15 protein-coding genes are annotated in these 15404 nt (G+C 69.9%); 7 read left to right on the top strand and 8 right to left on the bottom strand.

What is annotated here, in order from left to right:
* Positions 1 to 107 precede the first annotated feature (107 nt).
* Entirely contained in the window at positions 108 to 575 is a 468-nt protein-coding gene (locus KYX17_RS02915) for a GNAT family N-acetyltransferase (protein WP_243225037.1), read from the top strand.
* Position 576: 1 nt separating this feature from the next.
* On the opposite strand, the gene KYX17_RS02910 is transcribed toward KYX17_RS02915, so the two are convergent.
* The 3 genes from KYX17_RS02910 to KYX17_RS02900 all read right to left on the bottom strand — a co-directional run bounded on the left by KYX17_RS02910 (position 577) and on the right by KYX17_RS02900 (position 4760).
* Complete coding sequence (locus tag KYX17_RS02910) at positions 577 to 1179, bottom strand: histidine phosphatase family protein (RefSeq protein ID WP_243225036.1); 603 nt, start codon at positions 1177 to 1179, stop codon at positions 577 to 579.
* Between the two features lie 67 nt (positions 1180 to 1246).
* On the bottom strand, positions 1247 to 2275 hold the full coding sequence (locus KYX17_RS02905; protein ID WP_243225035.1) for an aldo/keto reductase: 1029 nt from the start codon (positions 2273 to 2275) through the stop codon (positions 1247 to 1249).
* 202 nt (positions 2276 to 2477) lie between these two features.
* The gene (locus tag KYX17_RS02900) at positions 2478 to 4760 is read right to left on the bottom strand and encodes a polyribonucleotide nucleotidyltransferase (protein WP_243225034.1); all 2283 of its coding nucleotides are present in this window, start codon (positions 4758 to 4760) and stop codon (positions 2478 to 2480) included.
* Between the two features lie 318 nt (positions 4761 to 5078).
* Here KYX17_RS02900 and KYX17_RS02895 point away from each other — a divergent pair, with 318 nt between their 5' ends.
* On the top strand, positions 5079 to 6389 hold the full coding sequence (locus KYX17_RS02895; protein ID WP_243225033.1) for a UDP-glucose/GDP-mannose dehydrogenase family protein: 1311 nt from the start codon (positions 5079 to 5081) through the stop codon (positions 6387 to 6389).
* 26 nt (positions 6390 to 6415) lie between these two features.
* On the opposite strand, the gene KYX17_RS02890 is transcribed toward KYX17_RS02895, so the two are convergent.
* Positions 6416 to 8335, bottom strand: coding sequence for a GDSL-type esterase/lipase family protein (locus tag KYX17_RS02890; RefSeq protein WP_243225032.1), 1920 nt, complete (start codon positions 8333 to 8335; stop codon positions 6416 to 6418).
* A 154-nt stretch (positions 8336 to 8489) separates the two neighbouring features.
* Between KYX17_RS02890 and KYX17_RS02885 the strand changes: the two genes are divergently transcribed.
* Both KYX17_RS02885 and KYX17_RS02880 read left to right on the top strand, forming a co-directional pair.
* A complete protein-coding gene (locus KYX17_RS02885; RefSeq protein WP_243225031.1) occupies positions 8490 to 9107 on the top strand; it encodes a DedA family protein in 618 nt (205 codons plus the stop codon).
* 9 nt (positions 9108 to 9116) lie between these two features.
* The gene (locus tag KYX17_RS02880) at positions 9117 to 9296 is read left to right on the top strand and encodes a DUF5302 domain-containing protein (RefSeq protein WP_243225030.1); all 180 of its coding nucleotides are present in this window, start codon (positions 9117 to 9119) and stop codon (positions 9294 to 9296) included.
* 47 nt (positions 9297 to 9343) lie between these two features.
* Here KYX17_RS02880 and KYX17_RS02875 read toward each other — a convergent pair whose 3' ends face one another.
* Positions 9344 to 9988, bottom strand: a complete 645-nt coding sequence (locus KYX17_RS02875) for an FMN reductase (protein ID WP_243225029.1) — start codon at positions 9986 to 9988, stop codon at positions 9344 to 9346.
* 1 nt (position 9989) lies between these two features.
* Positions 9990 to 11189 (bottom strand): LLM class flavin-dependent oxidoreductase, encoded by a 1200-nt coding sequence (locus tag KYX17_RS02870; protein WP_374208924.1) that lies wholly within the window; start codon positions 11187 to 11189, stop codon positions 9990 to 9992.
* Between the two features lie 146 nt (positions 11190 to 11335).
* Between KYX17_RS02870 and KYX17_RS02865 the strand changes: the two genes are divergently transcribed.
* Entirely contained in the window at positions 11336 to 12469 is a 1134-nt protein-coding gene (locus tag KYX17_RS02865; RefSeq protein ID WP_243225027.1) for an acyltransferase family protein, read from the top strand.
* A 68-nt stretch (positions 12470 to 12537) separates the two neighbouring features.
* Positions 12538 to 13542: an isopenicillin N synthase family oxygenase gene (locus tag KYX17_RS02860; protein ID WP_243225026.1), complete on the top strand. Its 1005-nt coding sequence runs from the start codon at positions 12538 to 12540 to the stop codon at positions 13540 to 13542.
* Between the two features lie 58 nt (positions 13543 to 13600).
* Here the strand turns inward: KYX17_RS02860 and KYX17_RS02855 are convergent, their stop codons facing one another.
* Positions 13601 to 14131, bottom strand: coding sequence for a DUF4822 domain-containing protein (locus KYX17_RS02855; RefSeq protein ID WP_243225025.1), 531 nt, complete (start codon positions 14129 to 14131; stop codon positions 13601 to 13603).
* Positions 14132 to 14314: 183 nt separating this feature from the next.
* Here KYX17_RS02855 and KYX17_RS02850 point away from each other — a divergent pair, with 183 nt between their 5' ends.
* On the top strand, positions 14315 to 15031 hold the full coding sequence (locus KYX17_RS02850; RefSeq protein WP_243225024.1) for an ankyrin repeat domain-containing protein: 717 nt from the start codon (positions 14315 to 14317) through the stop codon (positions 15029 to 15031).
* A gap of 89 nt (positions 15032 to 15120) precedes the next feature.
* On the opposite strand, the gene rpsO is transcribed toward KYX17_RS02850, so the two are convergent.
* Positions 15121 to 15390 carry a 30S ribosomal protein S15 gene (gene rpsO / locus KYX17_RS02845; protein WP_144795440.1) on the bottom strand — a complete coding sequence of 90 codons (270 nt, stop codon included), beginning with the start codon at positions 15388 to 15390 and terminating at the stop codon, positions 15121 to 15123.
* Positions 15391 to 15404 lie beyond the last annotated feature (14 nt).

Below are 15404 nucleotides of genomic sequence, written 5' to 3'. Positions count from 1 at the left end.
TCCGCCGGCTCCCGGCCGCTCGGCGCGGCGCCGTCGGCACGTCGCGCCGAGCGGACGGCCGATGGACCCGGGATCGGGGACCGCGCAGCGGAGGTAGCGTTGATCTCATGCTCGTGTTCCGCGCCGTCTCCCCCGCCGATCCCGAAGCGCACGACATGCTGGTCGACTATTTCGCGCTGCGCGCCGCGGAGTTCCCCGGCGGCACCTACACCCCGACGTTCCCGACGCCCGACGCGTTCCGACCTCCCGCAGGAGTGTTCCTGCTCGCAGGGCCGGACGATGAAGCGGTCGGCTGCGGGGGCATCCGCCGGCTGGAAGACGGGGATGCCGGCATCCGCTACGAGGTGAAGCACCTCTTCCTCCGGCCGGAGACGCGCGGGCAGGGTTGGGGTCGCGCGATCCTCGAAGAGCTCGAGCGCCGGGCCATCGAATGGAGCGCCGCCGAGCTCGTGCTCGACACCCACCACACGCTCGAGGCCGCGGGCGCGCTCTACACGCGCAGCGGCTTCGAGCAGGTCGATCCGTACAACGACAACCCGAACGCCACGCGCTGGTACCGCAAGCGGCTCGCCTGAGTCAGACCGGGACGGCGTCCGGGAGTCCCGTGCGCAGCTCGACCGGGAGGTGCCCCAGGTCGTTGTGCGTCAGAAGCGTCCACGGTCGGCCCTGCTTCTGGGCGATGACGGTGAGACCGCAGTGCGCCTGGTTCAGGGTCATCCAGCGCCATTCCGGAGCGCCGAGGACCTCCCGCACGAACCACGAGATCACGAAGTTGTGCGTGATGAGCACCTCATGGACGTCTCCCTGCTTGCGCACCAGGAACTCGTTCACGGCATCCGCCATCTGCGCGCCGCCCGCCTCGATCTCCGCATCGGTGACCGAGCCGAAGAACGGCTCGAACGCCGCGGGGGTGTCCTCCGTGAGGCCAGTGGGCACGCAGTCGAACAGCAGAGCGGACGGCTCGGGGTCCACCGCCGGCAACCGTGCGGCGATCGCGCGCGCCGTCTCGGTGGCGCGCAGCAGCGGCGAATGCCAGACCGCGTCGAGCGGGAGCCCGGACAGCCGGTCGGCGATCAGTTCCGCCTGTCGTTGCCCCCGGGGAGAGAGCGGTCCGTCATCGACACCGTGCTCGGCATCCTGATGTTCACCATGTCTGACCAGATAGATGTAGTGCGTCACAACCCGCTCACTTCGCAGCCCGCCCCCTTCGGCGGGCCTCTCCAGCCTAGTCGAGACGAGCGCGTGTTCAGTCGCCCGCGCGGGTGAGGTCCGCGATCTGCGTCCTCGACAGCGCGACCCCCGCTCCCTGCATGAGCTCGTCGACGTGCTGCGTCGCGAACGTGTTGACGATGGGAGCGACGACCGTGCGCTGCGCGAGCAGCCAGGCGATGGAGACCGCCGCGACCGGCACGTGCAGCTCCTCCGCGACCTGGTCGAGCGCCTTCAGGATGCGGATCCCGCGCCGGTTCAGGTGCTCGCGCAGCTGCAGCCCCCGCACGCCCTGCGACGCGAGGGCCTTGTTGCGGTGGCGTCCGGACAGGAACCCGTGCTCGAGCGCGTGCGAGGGCGTCACGGCGAGCGTCTGCGCTCCGGCGACGAGCCGCATGTCGCCCTCGAAGGGCTGGCGGCGCACGAGGTTGTAGGGAGCATCGAGCACCTCGATGCGCGGGTAGCCGGCCGAGGCGAGGATACGCGCTTCGACCAGGCGCTCCGGCGAGAACCCGAACGCTCCGACGACTCCGATCTTGCCGGCCTCGCGCAGCCACTCCACGGTCGCCAGCGTGTCCTCGATGTTCGTCGTCGCGTCGAACGTGGCGTCCAGGTACAGCACATCGATCCGCTCGACCCCGAGCCGCGTGAGCGACCCCTCGACGGCGCGCACCAGGTTCACCGACCCCAGGCCGGGATTGTCTGCGTGCGAACCGATCCGGGCGCTGAGGACGATGCGGTCGCGGCGGCCGCGCGAGCGCAGCCACTGTCCGATGATGTGCTCGCTGCGTCCGCCCGAGAAGCCGTCGGCCGTGTGGATCGCGTTGCCGCCGATCTCCACGTACCGATCCAGGATCTCGTGGCTGGTCTCGAGGTCGACGTTCCAGCCGAACTCGGCCGCGCCGAGCATCAGGGGGAAGGTCTCGAATCCCGTCTCGCCGAGCGGCACGCGCAGTGTCTCGCCGACGCCGGGCCCGACCACAGGGATCGGGGCGGACGGATGCTGCGGATGCGCACTCTGGGCCGCCTCGGGTGTCCCGGCGGTACCGACGCCGAATATCCGCATGCTCTCACCCCCGCGAGTCGACCTGCACTGTCATGCGCTGTGTGCACCCCCCGGTGCTTTCCTTCGAGAGTAGAGGACGATCGCGCGCGGCCCGGCCGTTCCGGCGAACGGCGGGAGAATTCGGCATAACGTTTTCATCACGCCGGGCACGGCGAAGGCCCGGATCAGTCCGCGACGGGACGGATCCGGGCCTTCGAGAGGATCAGGCCTCCGCGGTCTCCGCGGACTCGGCGGGCGCAGCGTCCGCAGCGGGGGCGTCGTCCAGGACCGGCTCCAGCGACAGCTTGCCGCGGTCGTCGATCTTCGTGATCTTGACGAGGATCTTCTGACCGACCGAGAGGACGTCGTCGACGTTCTCGACGCGCTTCCCGCCGGCGAGCTTGCGCACCTCGGTGACGTGCAGCAGGCCGTCCTTGCCGGGCAGCAGCGAGATGAAGGCGCCGAAGGTGGCGATCTTCACGACGGTGCCGAGGAACTGCTCGCCGACCTCCGGGTTGGTGGGGTTGGCGATCGCGTTGACCTGAGCACGGGCCGCCTCGGCCGAGGGGCCGTCGGTCGCGCCGATGTAGACGGTGCCGTCCTCCTCGATGGAGATCTGCGCGCCGGTCTCGTCCTGGATCGCGTTGATCGTCTTGCCCTTCGGGCCGATCAGCTCGCCGATCTTGTCGACCGGGATCTGGACGCTGATCACGCGCGGCGCGGTCGGCGCCATCTCGTCCGGCGTGTCGATGGCGGCGTTCAGGACGTTCAGGATCGTCAGACGCGCGTCCTTCGCCTGCGTCAGCGCCCCGGCAAGGACCTCCGACGGGATGCCGTCGAGCTTGGTGTCCAGCTGGATGGCCGTGACGAACTCGCTGGTACCGGCGACCTTGAAGTCCATGTCGCCCAGGGCATCCTCGGCGCCGAGGATGTCCGTCAGCGCCGCATAGCGGGTCTGACCGTCGACCTCGTCGGACACCAGGCCCATCGCGATGCCGGCGACGGGAGCGCGCAGCGGCACACCCGCGTTCAGCAACGACAGCGTCGAGGCGCAGACGGAGCCCATCGACGTCGAGCCGTTGGAGCCGAGCGCCTCGGACACCTGACGGATCGCGTACGGGAACTCCTCGCGGCTGGGAAGCACCGGCACGAGCGCGCGCTCGGCGAGGAAGCCGTGCCCGATCTCGCGACGCTTCGGCGACCCGACGCGACCGGTCTCACCGGTCGAGTAGGGCGGGAAGTTGTAGTGGTGCATGTAGCGCTTGCTCGTGGTGGGCGACAGCGAGTCGATCTGCTGCTCCATCTTGAGCATGTTCAGCGTGGTGACGCCCATGATCTGGGTCTCGCCGCGCTGGAAGATCGCCGATCCGTGAACACGCGGGATGACCTGCACCTCGGCGTCCAGCGGACGGATGTCCGCCAGGCCGCGGCCGTCGATGCGGACGTTCTCGGTGAGGATGCGTCCGCGGACGATCTTCTTGGTGACCGACTTGTACGCCGCGGCGAACTCGAGGGTCGCGACGGCCTGCAGCTCGCCCGCCTCGACGGCGGCGATCAGCTCGCCCTTGACGCGCTCCTTGATGGCGTCGTCGGCGTTCTGGCGCTCGGTCTTGTCGGCGATCTGGTACACGTCGCTGAGCTCGGCGAAGGCGCGCGAGGAGACGAAGTCGTAGACCTCTTCGCTGTACGGCAGGAAGACCGGGTAGACGCCCGGCTCCTTCGACGCCGTGGCGGCGAGCTCGGCCTGGGCCTTGACCAGCTGCGAGATGAAGGGCTTGGCGGCTTCCAGGCCCTGCGCGACGATCTCCTCGTTGGGCTTGGTGGCGCCGGCCTTGATCAGGTTCCAGCTGTTCTCGGTGGCCTCGGCCTCGACCATCATGATCGCGACATCCTCGGAGCCGTCGGCCTTCGTGACGACACGACCGGCGACGACGAGGTCGAAGACGGCCTGCTCGACCTGCGAGGCGTCAGGGAACGCGACCCACTGGTCGGCGTGCTCGCCGTGGCCGGGGATGAACGCGAGGCGCACACCGGCCACGGGGCCCGAGAACGGCAGACCCGAGATCTGCGTGGACGCGGATGCCGCGTTGATCGCCAGCGCGTCGTAGAACTCGCCAGGGGCGATCGACAGCACCGTGATGACGATCTGGACCTCGTTGCGCAGGCCCTCGACGAACGACGGGCGCAGCGGACGGTCGATGAGACGGCAGACGAGGATCGCCTCGGTGGACGGGCGGCCCTCACGACGGAAGAACGAGCCGGGGATCTTCCCCGCGGCGTAGGAGCGCTCCTCGACGTCCACCGTCAGCGGGAAGAAGTCGAAGCCCTCGCGCGGGTGCTTGCCTGCGCTCGTGGCCGAGAGGAGCATGGTCTCGCCGTCGAGGTACGCGGCGACAGCGCCCTGAGCCTGCTGCGCGAGGCGGCCGGTCTCGAAGCGGATGGTGCGGGTGCCGAAGCGGCCGTTGTCGAGAACGGCCTCGGTGGCGGTGATTTCAGGACCTTCCAAGAGGTCTCTCCTTCTTTGTTTCCTCTCGCGGGTCCGTGTGATCCGCGAGCGTGCATCGGAGCGGAGACGGAGAGTCCGGGCGCGCGGGCATTCCCGCGAATCTCACCTGCGCTGGCCACCAGTAGAAGACCACCCGACCCGAATGGCCGAGGAACCCACCACAGGGGACCAGCTTCTCGCCGATCCGCTCCAGGTCAGCTTATCAGCGCGACGCGGAATCCCGCGATGACGGCCGGAATCCGAAGCCGTCACCGGCCGGTCATTCCCCGTTCACGCGGTCGTCGCACGCCCGTGCCGCGGTGGCGCTGACATGTCCCCATGCACCTGTCTGTCATCGGATGCGGGTACCTCGGAGCCGTCCACGCCGCAGCGATGGCCTCGATCGGACACGAGGTCGTCGGCGTCGACGTGGATGCCGGCAAGATCGCAGCGCTCGGCACCGGACGCGCCCCCTTCTTCGAGCCTGGACTCGACGAGCTGCTGGCCACGGGCCTGGCCACCGGACGCCTGCGGTTCACGACCGACGTGGCCGAAGCGGCCGACGCGGACATCCACTTCCTCGCCGTCGGCACGCCTCAGGCCGCCGGCGGGCACGCCGCGGACCTGCGCTTCGTGGATGCCGCGATCGACGCTCTCCTCCCGCATCTGCGACCCGGTCGACTCGTCGCCGGCAAGTCGACCGTTCCGGTCGGGACGGCCGATCGCATCGCAGAACGACTCTTCCCGACCGGGGCCGTCCTGGCCTGGAATCCGGAGTTCCTCCGCGAGGGCTGGGCGGTGCACGACACGATCACCCCCGACCGGATCGTGGTGGGGGTGCCCGACGGCGCCCGCGGCGAGCGCGCCGCAGACCTGTTGAGGGCGGCGTACGCGCCGGCGATCGAGGCGGACACGCCGTTCCTCGTGACCGACCTGGCCACCGCCGAGCTCGTCAAGGGAGCGGCCAACGCCTTCCTCGCGACCAAGGTGTCGTTCATCAATGCGATGGCCGAGATCGCGGAGGCTACCGGCGCCGACGTCACCCTGCTCGCCGACGCGCTGGGGCACGACACCCGCATCGGCCGACGCTACCTCGGCAGCGGGATCGGATTCGGCGGGGGCTGCCTGCCCAAGGACATCCGGGCCTTCGCTGCGCGCGCGGAGGAGCTGGGCCGCGGCGAGTCGGTGGGCTTCCTGAGGGAGGTCGACGCGATCAACCTGCGTCGGCGCGAGCGCGCCGTGCAGCTCACCGTCGACGCGCTCGGCGGCCGCGCGCACGGGAAGCGCATCGCCGTGCTGGGCGCCGCGTTCAAGCCGTTCAGCGACGACATCCGCGACTCCCCCGCCCTGGAGGTCGCGGTGCGCCTCCGCGGCCTCGGGGCGGACGTCGTCGTGACGGATCCGGCGGCGCTGGACAACGCGCGCGCGGTCCATCCGCAGCTCGAGTACGTCCACGGGCGGGATGACGCGCTGCGCGGTGCGGACGCCGTCGTCCTCGTGACCGAGTGGGACCTGTACCGCCGCGAGATGGACCCACAGTCCGCGGGAGCCCTCGTCGCACAGCGGATCATCGTCGACGGGCGCAACTGCTTGGACGCCGACGCCTGGAGGTCGGCCGGCTGGCGCTACCACGGCATGGGGCGCCGCTGACCCGGCGGCGCGACCCGGACCCGGCCTCAGCGCACCGGCGCCTCACGCAGATTCGAGGACCGGCCGATGTAGACGTAGTCGTCGTGCTTCGCGACGCGACCGTCGCCCGCCACCCGACCGCGCAGGCGCCGCCATGCCCACGGCAGCGCATGCTCGCGCCACCAGGCGACACGGGTCGCCGCATCCGCATCGTGCAGCACGGCGTCCAGCGCGCCCAGCGTCTCGGCGTGCGGAACGTCCAGCACCTCGCCGGCGCGATAGGCGAGGAACCGGTGCCCACGGCTTCCGAGGTGCACGAGATCCTCGCCCCAGTTCGAACGATCCGCCAGCGAGGGGTGCAGATCGGTGTCCAGGAGCATGGCGCCGGTGCGCTCCGCGATCGCGGCTAGGTGCGTGGCGAACGCTGCGAAGCGGCGCGCGAACATCCCGGCCGCGCGCCGGTCGGGCAGGAACGGAGTCACCAGGAGGACGTCGGCACCGTCCTCCCGCAGCGTGCGCACGGCGTCCTCGAGCTGCGCGGCCAGGGCCGCGGCATCCGCATGCGAGCGCACCAGGTCGTTGGCGCCGATGAGGATCGAGACGAGATCGGGGCGGAGCTCGCGAGCCCGCTGGAGCTGCTCCGCGCAGACGTCCGAGACGCGGCGCGAACGGACGGCGAGGTTGGCGTAGTGCAGTCCCCCGCGTGCGGCCAGCAGCAGCGCGAGCCGGTCGGCCCATCCCCGCAGAGCGCCATCCGGTGCGGGATCGCACAACCCCTCGGTGAGGGAGTCGCCGAGGGCGACGTAGCGGCTCCACCGCCTGCCCGGGTACGTGCGGACCGGTTCGGGGCGGATCATCCGCGGCGAGCGCAGCGAGCGATCCACGCGGTGCAGGGTGCGCGCCTCCTCGAAATGGCCGAGCAGCTGCCCGCACACCGCCTCCCAGCTGCGCCCCTCGACCGCGGCGCGTCCGGCCGCCCCGAACGCGCGGCGCTTGCGCGGGTCGCCGACGAGATCGGTCACCCGCATACGCAGGTCGTCGAGATCTCCGGGACGGTAGAGCCAGCCGTCGACGCCCATGCGAACGAGATCCAGAGGACCTCCGCTGCCCGTCGCCACGATCGGCACACCGCTGGCGTGCGCCTCCTGCAGGGTCTGCCCGAAGGTCTCGCTCTCACCGGGGTGCACGAACACGTCGAATGACGCCATCGCCACGGCGAGGTCGTCTCCGCCCAGGTGCCCGAGGAACTCGGCCTGCGGCAGGACCGTCTCGAGCCGGCCTCTGGCCGGACCGTCGCCGACGACCACCAGACGGACGCCGGGGATCCCCTGCAGGACGCGGAGGTCCTCGACCTGCTTCTCGGCGGCGAGCCGGCCGACGTATCCCACGATCACGTCCCCCGCGCCCGCCCCGCGTCGTGCGCGCCGCTGCGGCGTGAACCGCTCGGCGTCGACTCCGCGGCCCCAGCGGCGGATCCTGTCGATGCCCAGCGCCTCGAGCTGCCGTTCGGACTCCGAGGACGGTGCGAGCGTCAAGGTGGCACGACGATGCAGCCGGACGATGTGGTTCTGCGCGAACGTCGTCGTCGCCGCGAGCCGGTAGCGCTCGGTGTAGGCCGCGACATCCGTCTGGTAGGCCGCGACCGCGGGCACGTCGAGGCGCGCGGCCGCCAGCGCGCCGCGCCAGCCGAGCGCGAACGGCGAGGCGAGATGGACGACGTCCGGCCGGAACCGGCGCAGCGACTCGGCCACCCGATGCGCCGTGACGGCACCCACGCGGACGTTCCGGTATCCGGGCAGGGCGAGGCTCGGCACGGGTTCGATCGCGGCGGCATGGACCGAGGACGGGATGCCGACGGCATCCGGAGCGATGACGTGGGCATCGTGCCCCGAGCGCTCGAGGTGACGGAGGATCTGCAGTACAGAGCCCGTCACACCGTTCATGTGCGGCAGGAAGGATTCGGTCACGATCGCGACTCTCACGGTGCCAGGATGCCGTCCCGTCGACACCCGATCCGCCGCCGACCCGTGGCATCCCTCAGAGTTCACCCGTTGCACGACTGCCCTTCACCCGCTATCCCCGATTCGGTTCCCGTTCACCTCCGATCGCGAGAGTGGACGGGTGATCACGGAAGACGTCGCAGCCCTCGTCACGGGGCCCTGGGCCCTCGCGATCATGGCCTTGCTGGTCCTCGGAGACGCCTTCTTCGTCGTGGTGCCGGGTGAGATCGCGGTCATGGCCCTCGGAGCCCTCGCCATCTCGACCGGGGCGCCGTCGCTGTGGGCCGTCATCGCGTGCGCTGCCGTGGCGGCCGCGTGCGGTGATCTGCTCTGCTATGCGATCGGGCGGTGGGCCGGCACCGGCCGCTGGCGCTGGATGCGCGCGCGGCGCATCCAGCAGGCGCAGCGGTGGGCGCGGAATCGGCTGGAGTCCGGAACCGCGGTCGTGCTGTTCACCGGGCGGTTCATCCCATTCGCACGACTGGCGATCAACCTCGTGGCCGGGGCCACGCGGATCCCGCTGCCGCGCTACGGCGCACTCGTGGCGCTCGCCGCGACCGGGTGGGCGGCGTATCAGGCCGCGATCGGCGCGGTCATCGCGGCGATCCTTCCCGGCGGGCCCCTCGTCGCGATCGCCGTCTCTGTGGCGACGGCCGTCGCGCTGGGCGCGCTGATCGACCTGCTGCTGCGCCGGAAGGCGCGGAGGGCGCCCTCGCCTTCGAAGCCGGCATCCGACTAGGCTGACGGCATGAGCACGGCAGACGACGCGGTCTCGTCCTCAGACGAGATGAAGCGCAAGTTCAAGGAAGCGCTCGAGAAGAAGAACGCGCAGCAGCGCCAGGGCGAGGCTCACCTGGACGGCGATTCCGCCATCCACGGGACGCACGCCGCCCAGACGCACCGCGAGTTTCGACGCAAGAGCGGTTGACCGCACAGAAGGCCGCCCCCTGCGGGGCGGCCTTCATCCTGCCCGCTTCACTCTCCGGCCAGGCCTCCCAGCAGATGGCCGAACGAGCGGCCCTCGCCGAGATACGTGGCCGGGTCGAACGGATCCCCGGGGTCGGCGGCTTCGCGCCGGGAGATCGCGTCGGCCAGCTCCTTCGCCCCCTTCTCCACCCGCTTGGCGAGCGGTGCTACGTCGTCGCCCGCGCCGCCCCAGTCACTGGAGGCCGCGAACACACCCGTCGAGACCGGCTCGGCGTGCAGATAGGCGAACAGCGGCCGGATGGCGTAGTCGATCGCCAGCGAATGCCGAGCCGTTCCGGCGTTCGCCCCGATCAGGACCGGCTTGCCGGTGAGCGAATCCGGATCGAGCACGTCGATGAACGACTTGAACAGGCCCGAGTAGCTGGTCGAGAAGATCGGTGTCACGGCGATCAGAGCGTCGGCGGAGACCACGGTGTTGATCGCCGTCTCCAGCGCGGGAGGGGCGAACCCCGTGAGCAGGTTGTTCGTGATGTCGTGTGCGATCTCGCGCAGCTCGATGACGTCGATGCTGACGTCGACGCCCTGCTCGGTCAGCAGCCGCGCGGTCTCGGCGGCGAGCCGATCCGCGAGCATGCGGGTCGATGACGGATTCGAGAGTCCTGCAGAGACGACGGCGATGCGACGCGTGGTCATCTCAGACCTCCTTCCGGCCGAGCCCGAATGCCGCACCGGCGGGCTCCGGGGTGTCCTGGTACGGGGATCCTGCGGTGAGGTTGTCGCCCCGATTCGCTCCGGGACGCGCCTCGCGCGCCGGTCCGTCGCCGAAGGCCGCCCTGACGAGGGATGCGTGCGTCGGAGCATCCGGAACGGTCGCCGGACGGTCCTTCGCCAGTTCCCGGCGCAGTGCCGGGACGACTTCTCCTCCGAGGATGTCGAGCTGCTCGAGGACGGTCTTCAGCGGCAGCCCGGCGTGATCGACGAGGAACAGCTGCCGCTGGTAGTCGCCGAATGTCTCGCGCATGCCGGCGTAGCGGTCGATGACCTGCTGCGGCGAGCCGACGGTCAGCGGCGTCATCTCGGTGAAGTCCTCCATGCTGGGGCCGTGACCGTACACGGGTGCGTTGTCGAAGTACGGCCGGAACTCGTTCACGGCGTCCTGCGAGTTCGCGCGCATGAAGACCTGTCCGCCGAGGCCTACGATCGCCGTCTCGGGGCTGCCGTGTCCGTAGTGCTCCCACCGCTGGCGGTACAGCTCGATGAGGCGCTGGTAGTGCTCCTTCGGCCAGAAGATGTTGTTCGCGAAGAACCCGTCCCCGTAGTAGGCCGCCTGCTCGGCGATCTCCGGCGTGCGGATCGACCCGTGCCACACGAAGGGCGCCACGCCGTCGAGCGGACGCGGAGTCGAGGTGAAGCCCTGCAGCGGCGTGCGGAACTTCCCCTCCCAGTCGACGACGTCCTCGCGCCACAGCCGGTGCAGCAGGTTGTACGACTCGATGGCGAGCGGGAGGCCCTGACGGATGTCCTTGCCGAACCAGGGGTACACCGGGCCGGTGTTTCCGCGCCCGAGCATGATGTCGGTGCGCCCGTCGGACACGTGCTGCAGCATCGCGAAGTCCTCGGCGATCTTGACCGGGTCGTTCGTCGTGATGAGCGTGGTCGACGTCGAGAGGATGATCCGCTCGGTCTGGCCGGCGATCGCGGCGAGCGTCGTGGACGGCGACGAGGACCAGAACGGCGGATTGTGGTGCTCGCCGATCGCGTAGACGTCGAGGCCCACCTCTTCGACGTGCTTGGCGATCGTGATGGCGTCCTTGATCTTCTGCGCCTCGCTCGGGGTCTCTCCCGTGACGGGGTTCTGCGTGATGTCGCTGACGCTGAAGATGCCGAACTGCATCCCCGCTGTGGCGGTCTGCTCGCTCATGTGATGCTCCGTGTTCTCCGGAACGGATGCTGTGGCATCCGCTTCTATTCATCTGAATGTATCTGTGACAACGCGCCGGGCACAACTTTATTCCCCGCCGGTTCCCGTACCCTCGGAGGATGAGCAGTGCCGCGCAGACGCCGACCGGCCCCGAGACCGGATCGATCCCGCGGCCCCGGCGCCGGGTCCCGTTCTGGGACAACGCCCGTTACGCCTGCATCGTGCTCGTGGTCCTGGGACACGCGATCCAGCGCCTAACCTACGACTCCGACATCGCGATGGCGCTGTACCTGTCGTTCTACGCCTTCCACATGCCGGCGTTCGCGATCATCGCGGGGTACTTCTCGAAGTCCGCTCCGCCCACCAGGCGCCAGATGGCGCGGATCGTCACCGACATCCTCGTGCCCTACGTCGTCTTCGAACTGCTCTGGACGCTGACCAAGTGGCTCGTCGAGGGCCAGGCCACCCCGAACCTCACGCAGCCGTCCTGGACGCTGTGGTTCCTGCTCGCACTGGGGATCTTCCGCCTCGTGCTGCCGTACCTCGCGCTGCTGCGCTGGCCCGTGCTGTGGTCGCTGCTCATCTCGATCGGCGCCGGATACCTGCCCAACGTCGACAGCACCTTCTCGCTGTCGCGCACGCTGGGGTTCCTGCCCTTCTTCGTTCTCGGGTGGTGGCTGCGCGAGCACGACCTCGTCGCGCGCTTCCGGCTCATCGACTTCCGCCCGTGGTGGCTCAGGGCGATCGCCGTGGTGGTCTTCGCGGTGGACGGCTTCGTGGCCTGGAACTGGGTCGAGCTCTGGTCGAGCGTCGACCTGGACAAGTGGTTCTTCTACGTCGACTCCTACTCGGACCTCGGCAGCGATGAGTGGTGGTCGGGCGCCGTGCGACTGGCGCTGATCGCGATCGGACTGATGCTGAGCGCGGCGTTCTTCGTCCTCATCCCCCGGCGGACGACCTGGTGGACGCGGTTCGGCCAGTACACGATGTACGTCTACCTGCTCCACTCCTTCGTGCTCTACCCGTTCCGCGAGTCCGGCATCCTGCGCAACGCCGAGCCGACCTGGCTGTGGCTGCCCAGCGTCATCCTGCTGTCCGTCGCGATCGCGGTCGTGCTGGCGACCAAGCCCGTCCGCTGGCTGTTCCGCCCGCTGGTCGAACCGCGCCCCGCGTGGCTGTTCGCGGACCGATCTCTGGTCCCGAAGCCCGGACGGCGCAACGACCCGACCGGGTCGAGGCGGCCGCGCGAGTGATTCGCAGCGGTCGGTAACGCGGCGCAACACGGCTCGCCGAGCACGAGGACTCGTCCTAGCCTCGGGTCATGGCAGACCTGAACCTTCCGATCCTCGACCTGTCCCGCCTGGATGCCGGGCCCGAGGCCGCAGCGCAGTTCCTCGAGGACCTGCGCGCGGCGACGCACGACGTCGGCTTCTTCTACCTCACCGGCACCGGCGTCTCCGCGGACCTCACAGCGCGCCTGCACCGCGCGGCCCTGGACTTCTTCGCGCTGCCGGAGGAGGACAAGCTCGCGATCGAGAACGTCAAGAGCCCGCACTTCCGCGGGTACACCCGCATCGGCGGCGAGCGCACGCAGGGAGAGGTCGACTGGCGCGAGCAGATCGACATCGGCCCGGAGCGCGAAGCGGTCGACGGCGGGCCGGCGTTCAACCGCCTGATCGGCCCGAACCTCTGGCCCGCCGCACAGCCCGAGCTCCGCGAGGTCGTGACGGAATGGCATGCCCGTCTCAGCGACGTGGCCCGCCGCCTGCTGCGCGCCTGGGCGCTGTCCCTCGGCGCGGAGGAGGACTACTTCGAATCCAACTTCGGAGAGCCCTCGACCCTCATCAAGATCGTCCGCTACCCCGGGACGACCGAACCGGAGCCGCAGCAGGGCGTCGGGGCGCACAAGGACTCGGGCGTGCTGACCCTGCTCTGGGTCGAGCCGGGCAAGGGCGGCCTGCAGGTCGAACGCGACGGGACCTGGGTCGCCGCTCCCCCGGTGGACGGCGCCTTCGTCGTCAACATCGGCGAACTGCTGGAGTACGCGACGGACGGATACCTGAAGGCCACGAACCACCGAGTGATCTCGCCGAAGGCCCCTGACGAGCGGATCTCCGTGCCGTTCTTCTTCAATCCGGCTCTCGACCGGAAGCTGCCGCTGATCGACCTCCCCGCCGATCTCGCCGCCCAGGCCCGTGGAGTGACGCAGGACCCGAAGAACCCGATCCACAGCCTGTACGGCGAGAACGCCCTGAAGTCCCGCCTGCGGGCCCACCCCGACGTCGCGGCGCTGCATCACGCGGATCTCGTGGGCGCGAGCGCCTGAACGACGACGAGGCGTCCGTCCCGCGGGTCGGGGACGGACGCCTCGTGCGCGCGCCGCGTCAGGCCGCGGGCTCCTCGTGTTCGGTCGGCGTGTGGATGATGTCGAAGTAGACCTCGGTGTTCTCCGGGTCGGGGAACACGCGGTAGGTGAACTCGTCCTCGGTCAGGGTGACGATGTCCGAGTCGCGCTCGAACAGCACCTCCCCGGCATCGTCCTTCGCCACGATGTGGCGCGTCGCGCCGTCGGGCGTGACGGTCCAGTCGCCCTGCATCTTCGGGGTGTCGTCGAGGTTGTACATCGCGAAGGTGCCGTCGTCGTCGAAGTACGCCCAGCCGACGAACATGCTGACGTTCTCGTCGTCCAGTGGGACATCCGCTCCCGACGCGTCGGTCGCGCCGGTCGTCTCCCACGGCGTGGAGGCCAGCACGTCCGACGAGGTCGGCGTCGAGGCCTCCTCCGAGGCCGCGGCGGAATCGGCCGTGGCGTCCGTCTGGCCGGTCGCTCCGGCGCTGCATCCGGCGAGCACGCCGAGGGCGATGAGCGCGGACGCGGCGATCGAGACCGTCTTCGTGGAGGTCTTGAGCTTCATGGGAGTGTCCTCTCTGGTGATTGCGTTCCGGCGTGCGCGTCGAGCATCCGCCGTCTTCTCTATGCTTCGCGGTCGGGGCGCGCCGGTCATCGCCCGACGGGTCGGAAACGGATAGCCGATCGGATAACGCGCACGATGGCCGGTCGGTGCGAGGCTGTCCATCACCCCGGCGAAAGGCTCTGCATGCCCCTCCTCCCCTCACGACCACGAGTCCGACGGCTGCGTGCGCGCCTCGCTCTCGCGGCAACCGCCCTCGCCCTCACCGCCCTGTCCACGACCGCGTGCTCTGCGGACGGTGCCGGGGCGACGGATGCCGGCACCGCCGCCCTGTGGCAGGCCGTCGAGAACGGCGACCCTGCGGCGGTCCGCGACGCGCTCGAGGCCGGCGCCGACCTGGAGTCGCGCGGCGAAGGAGAGGCGACACCGCTCGTCGCGGCCACGAAGGCGGGTCGCACCGAGATCGCGCTGATGCTGCTGGATGCCGGAGCCGACCCGGATGCGAAGGACGGGATCGAGGACTCGGCGTTCCTGTACGCGGGAGCCGAGGGCCTCGACGAGATCCTGACGGCGACGCTGCGGCACGGCGCGGACGTCACGAGCACGAACCGCTTCGGAGGGACCGCGCTCATCCCGGCGAGCGAGCACGGCCACGTCTCGACGGTGCGGATCCTCATCGAGGCCGGGGTCCCGCTCGACCACGTCAACGATCTGGGCTGGACGGCCCTCCACGAGGCGATCGTGCTCGGCACCGGCTCGGCGGACCACATCGAGACCGTCCGACTGCTGCTCGAGGCGGGAGCCGATCCGACGATCCCCGACGGGGGCGGCTCGCTCCCTCGGGATCTCGCGGCCGCCGCGGGTCAGGACGAGATCGTGGCGTTCCTCGACGCCGCCTCCTGAAGACCCCGCGTACGACGAAGGCCTCCCCGCACCGGCGGGGAGGCCTTCTCAAGAATGTTCTGCGCGATTGAACGCTGGGACGCGGTGCGTTATCGGCGGAGTCCCAGGCGCTGGATCAGCGAGCGGTAGCGCTCGATGTCCACGCTCTGGAGGTAGCCGAGCAGACGACGGCGCTGACCGACGAGCAGGAACAGGCCACGACGCGAGTGGTGGTCGTGCTTGTGCTCCTTCAGGTGCTCGGTGAGGTCCTTGATGCGCTGCGTCAGCATCGCGGCCTGCACCTCGGGGGATCCGGTGTCACCGGGGTGCGTCGCGTACTCTTCGATGATCGCCTTCTTGACGTCTGCTTCCAGTGCCATAGATTCGATCCCCT

The organism is Microbacterium sp. CIAB417 (assembly GCF_022788845.1).
Note: the sequence above shows the minus strand (reverse complement) of the source record. Positions and strands in the feature narration are given on the sequence as shown.

Bases quoted from the DNA above. Each gene is read 5' to 3' on its own strand.
- KYX17_RS02915 (WP_243225037.1), top strand. From the start codon at position 108: ATGCTCGTGTTCCGCGCCGTCTCCCCCGCCGATCCCGAAGCGCACGAC.
- KYX17_RS02905 (WP_243225035.1), bottom strand. From the start codon at position 2,275: ATGCGGATATTCGGCGTCGGTACCGCCGGGACACCCGAGGCGGCCCAG.
- KYX17_RS02895 (WP_243225033.1), top strand. From the start codon at position 5,079: ATGCACCTGTCTGTCATCGGATGCGGGTACCTCGGAGCCGTCCACGCC.
- KYX17_RS02880 (WP_243225030.1), top strand. From the start codon at position 9,117: ATGAGCACGGCAGACGACGCGGTCTCGTCCTCAGACGAGATGAAGCGC.
- KYX17_RS02875 (WP_243225029.1), bottom strand. From the start codon at position 9,988: ATGACCACGCGTCGCATCGCCGTCGTCTCTGCAGGACTCTCGAATCCG.
- KYX17_RS02870 (WP_374208924.1), bottom strand. From the start codon at position 11,189: ATGCAGTTCGGCATCTTCAGCGTCAGCGACATCACGCAGAACCCCGTC.
- KYX17_RS02865 (WP_243225027.1), top strand. From the start codon at position 11,336: ATGAGCAGTGCCGCGCAGACGCCGACCGGCCCCGAGACCGGATCGATC.
- KYX17_RS02860 (WP_243225026.1), top strand. From the start codon at position 12,538: ATGGCAGACCTGAACCTTCCGATCCTCGACCTGTCCCGCCTGGATGCC.
- KYX17_RS02855 (WP_243225025.1), bottom strand. From the start codon at position 14,131: ATGAAGCTCAAGACCTCCACGAAGACGGTCTCGATCGCCGCGTCCGCG.
- KYX17_RS02850 (WP_243225024.1), top strand. From the start codon at position 14,315: ATGCCCCTCCTCCCCTCACGACCACGAGTCCGACGGCTGCGTGCGCGC.
- rpsO (WP_144795440.1), bottom strand. From the start codon at position 15,390: ATGGCACTGGAAGCAGACGTCAAGAAGGCGATCATCGAAGAGTACGCG.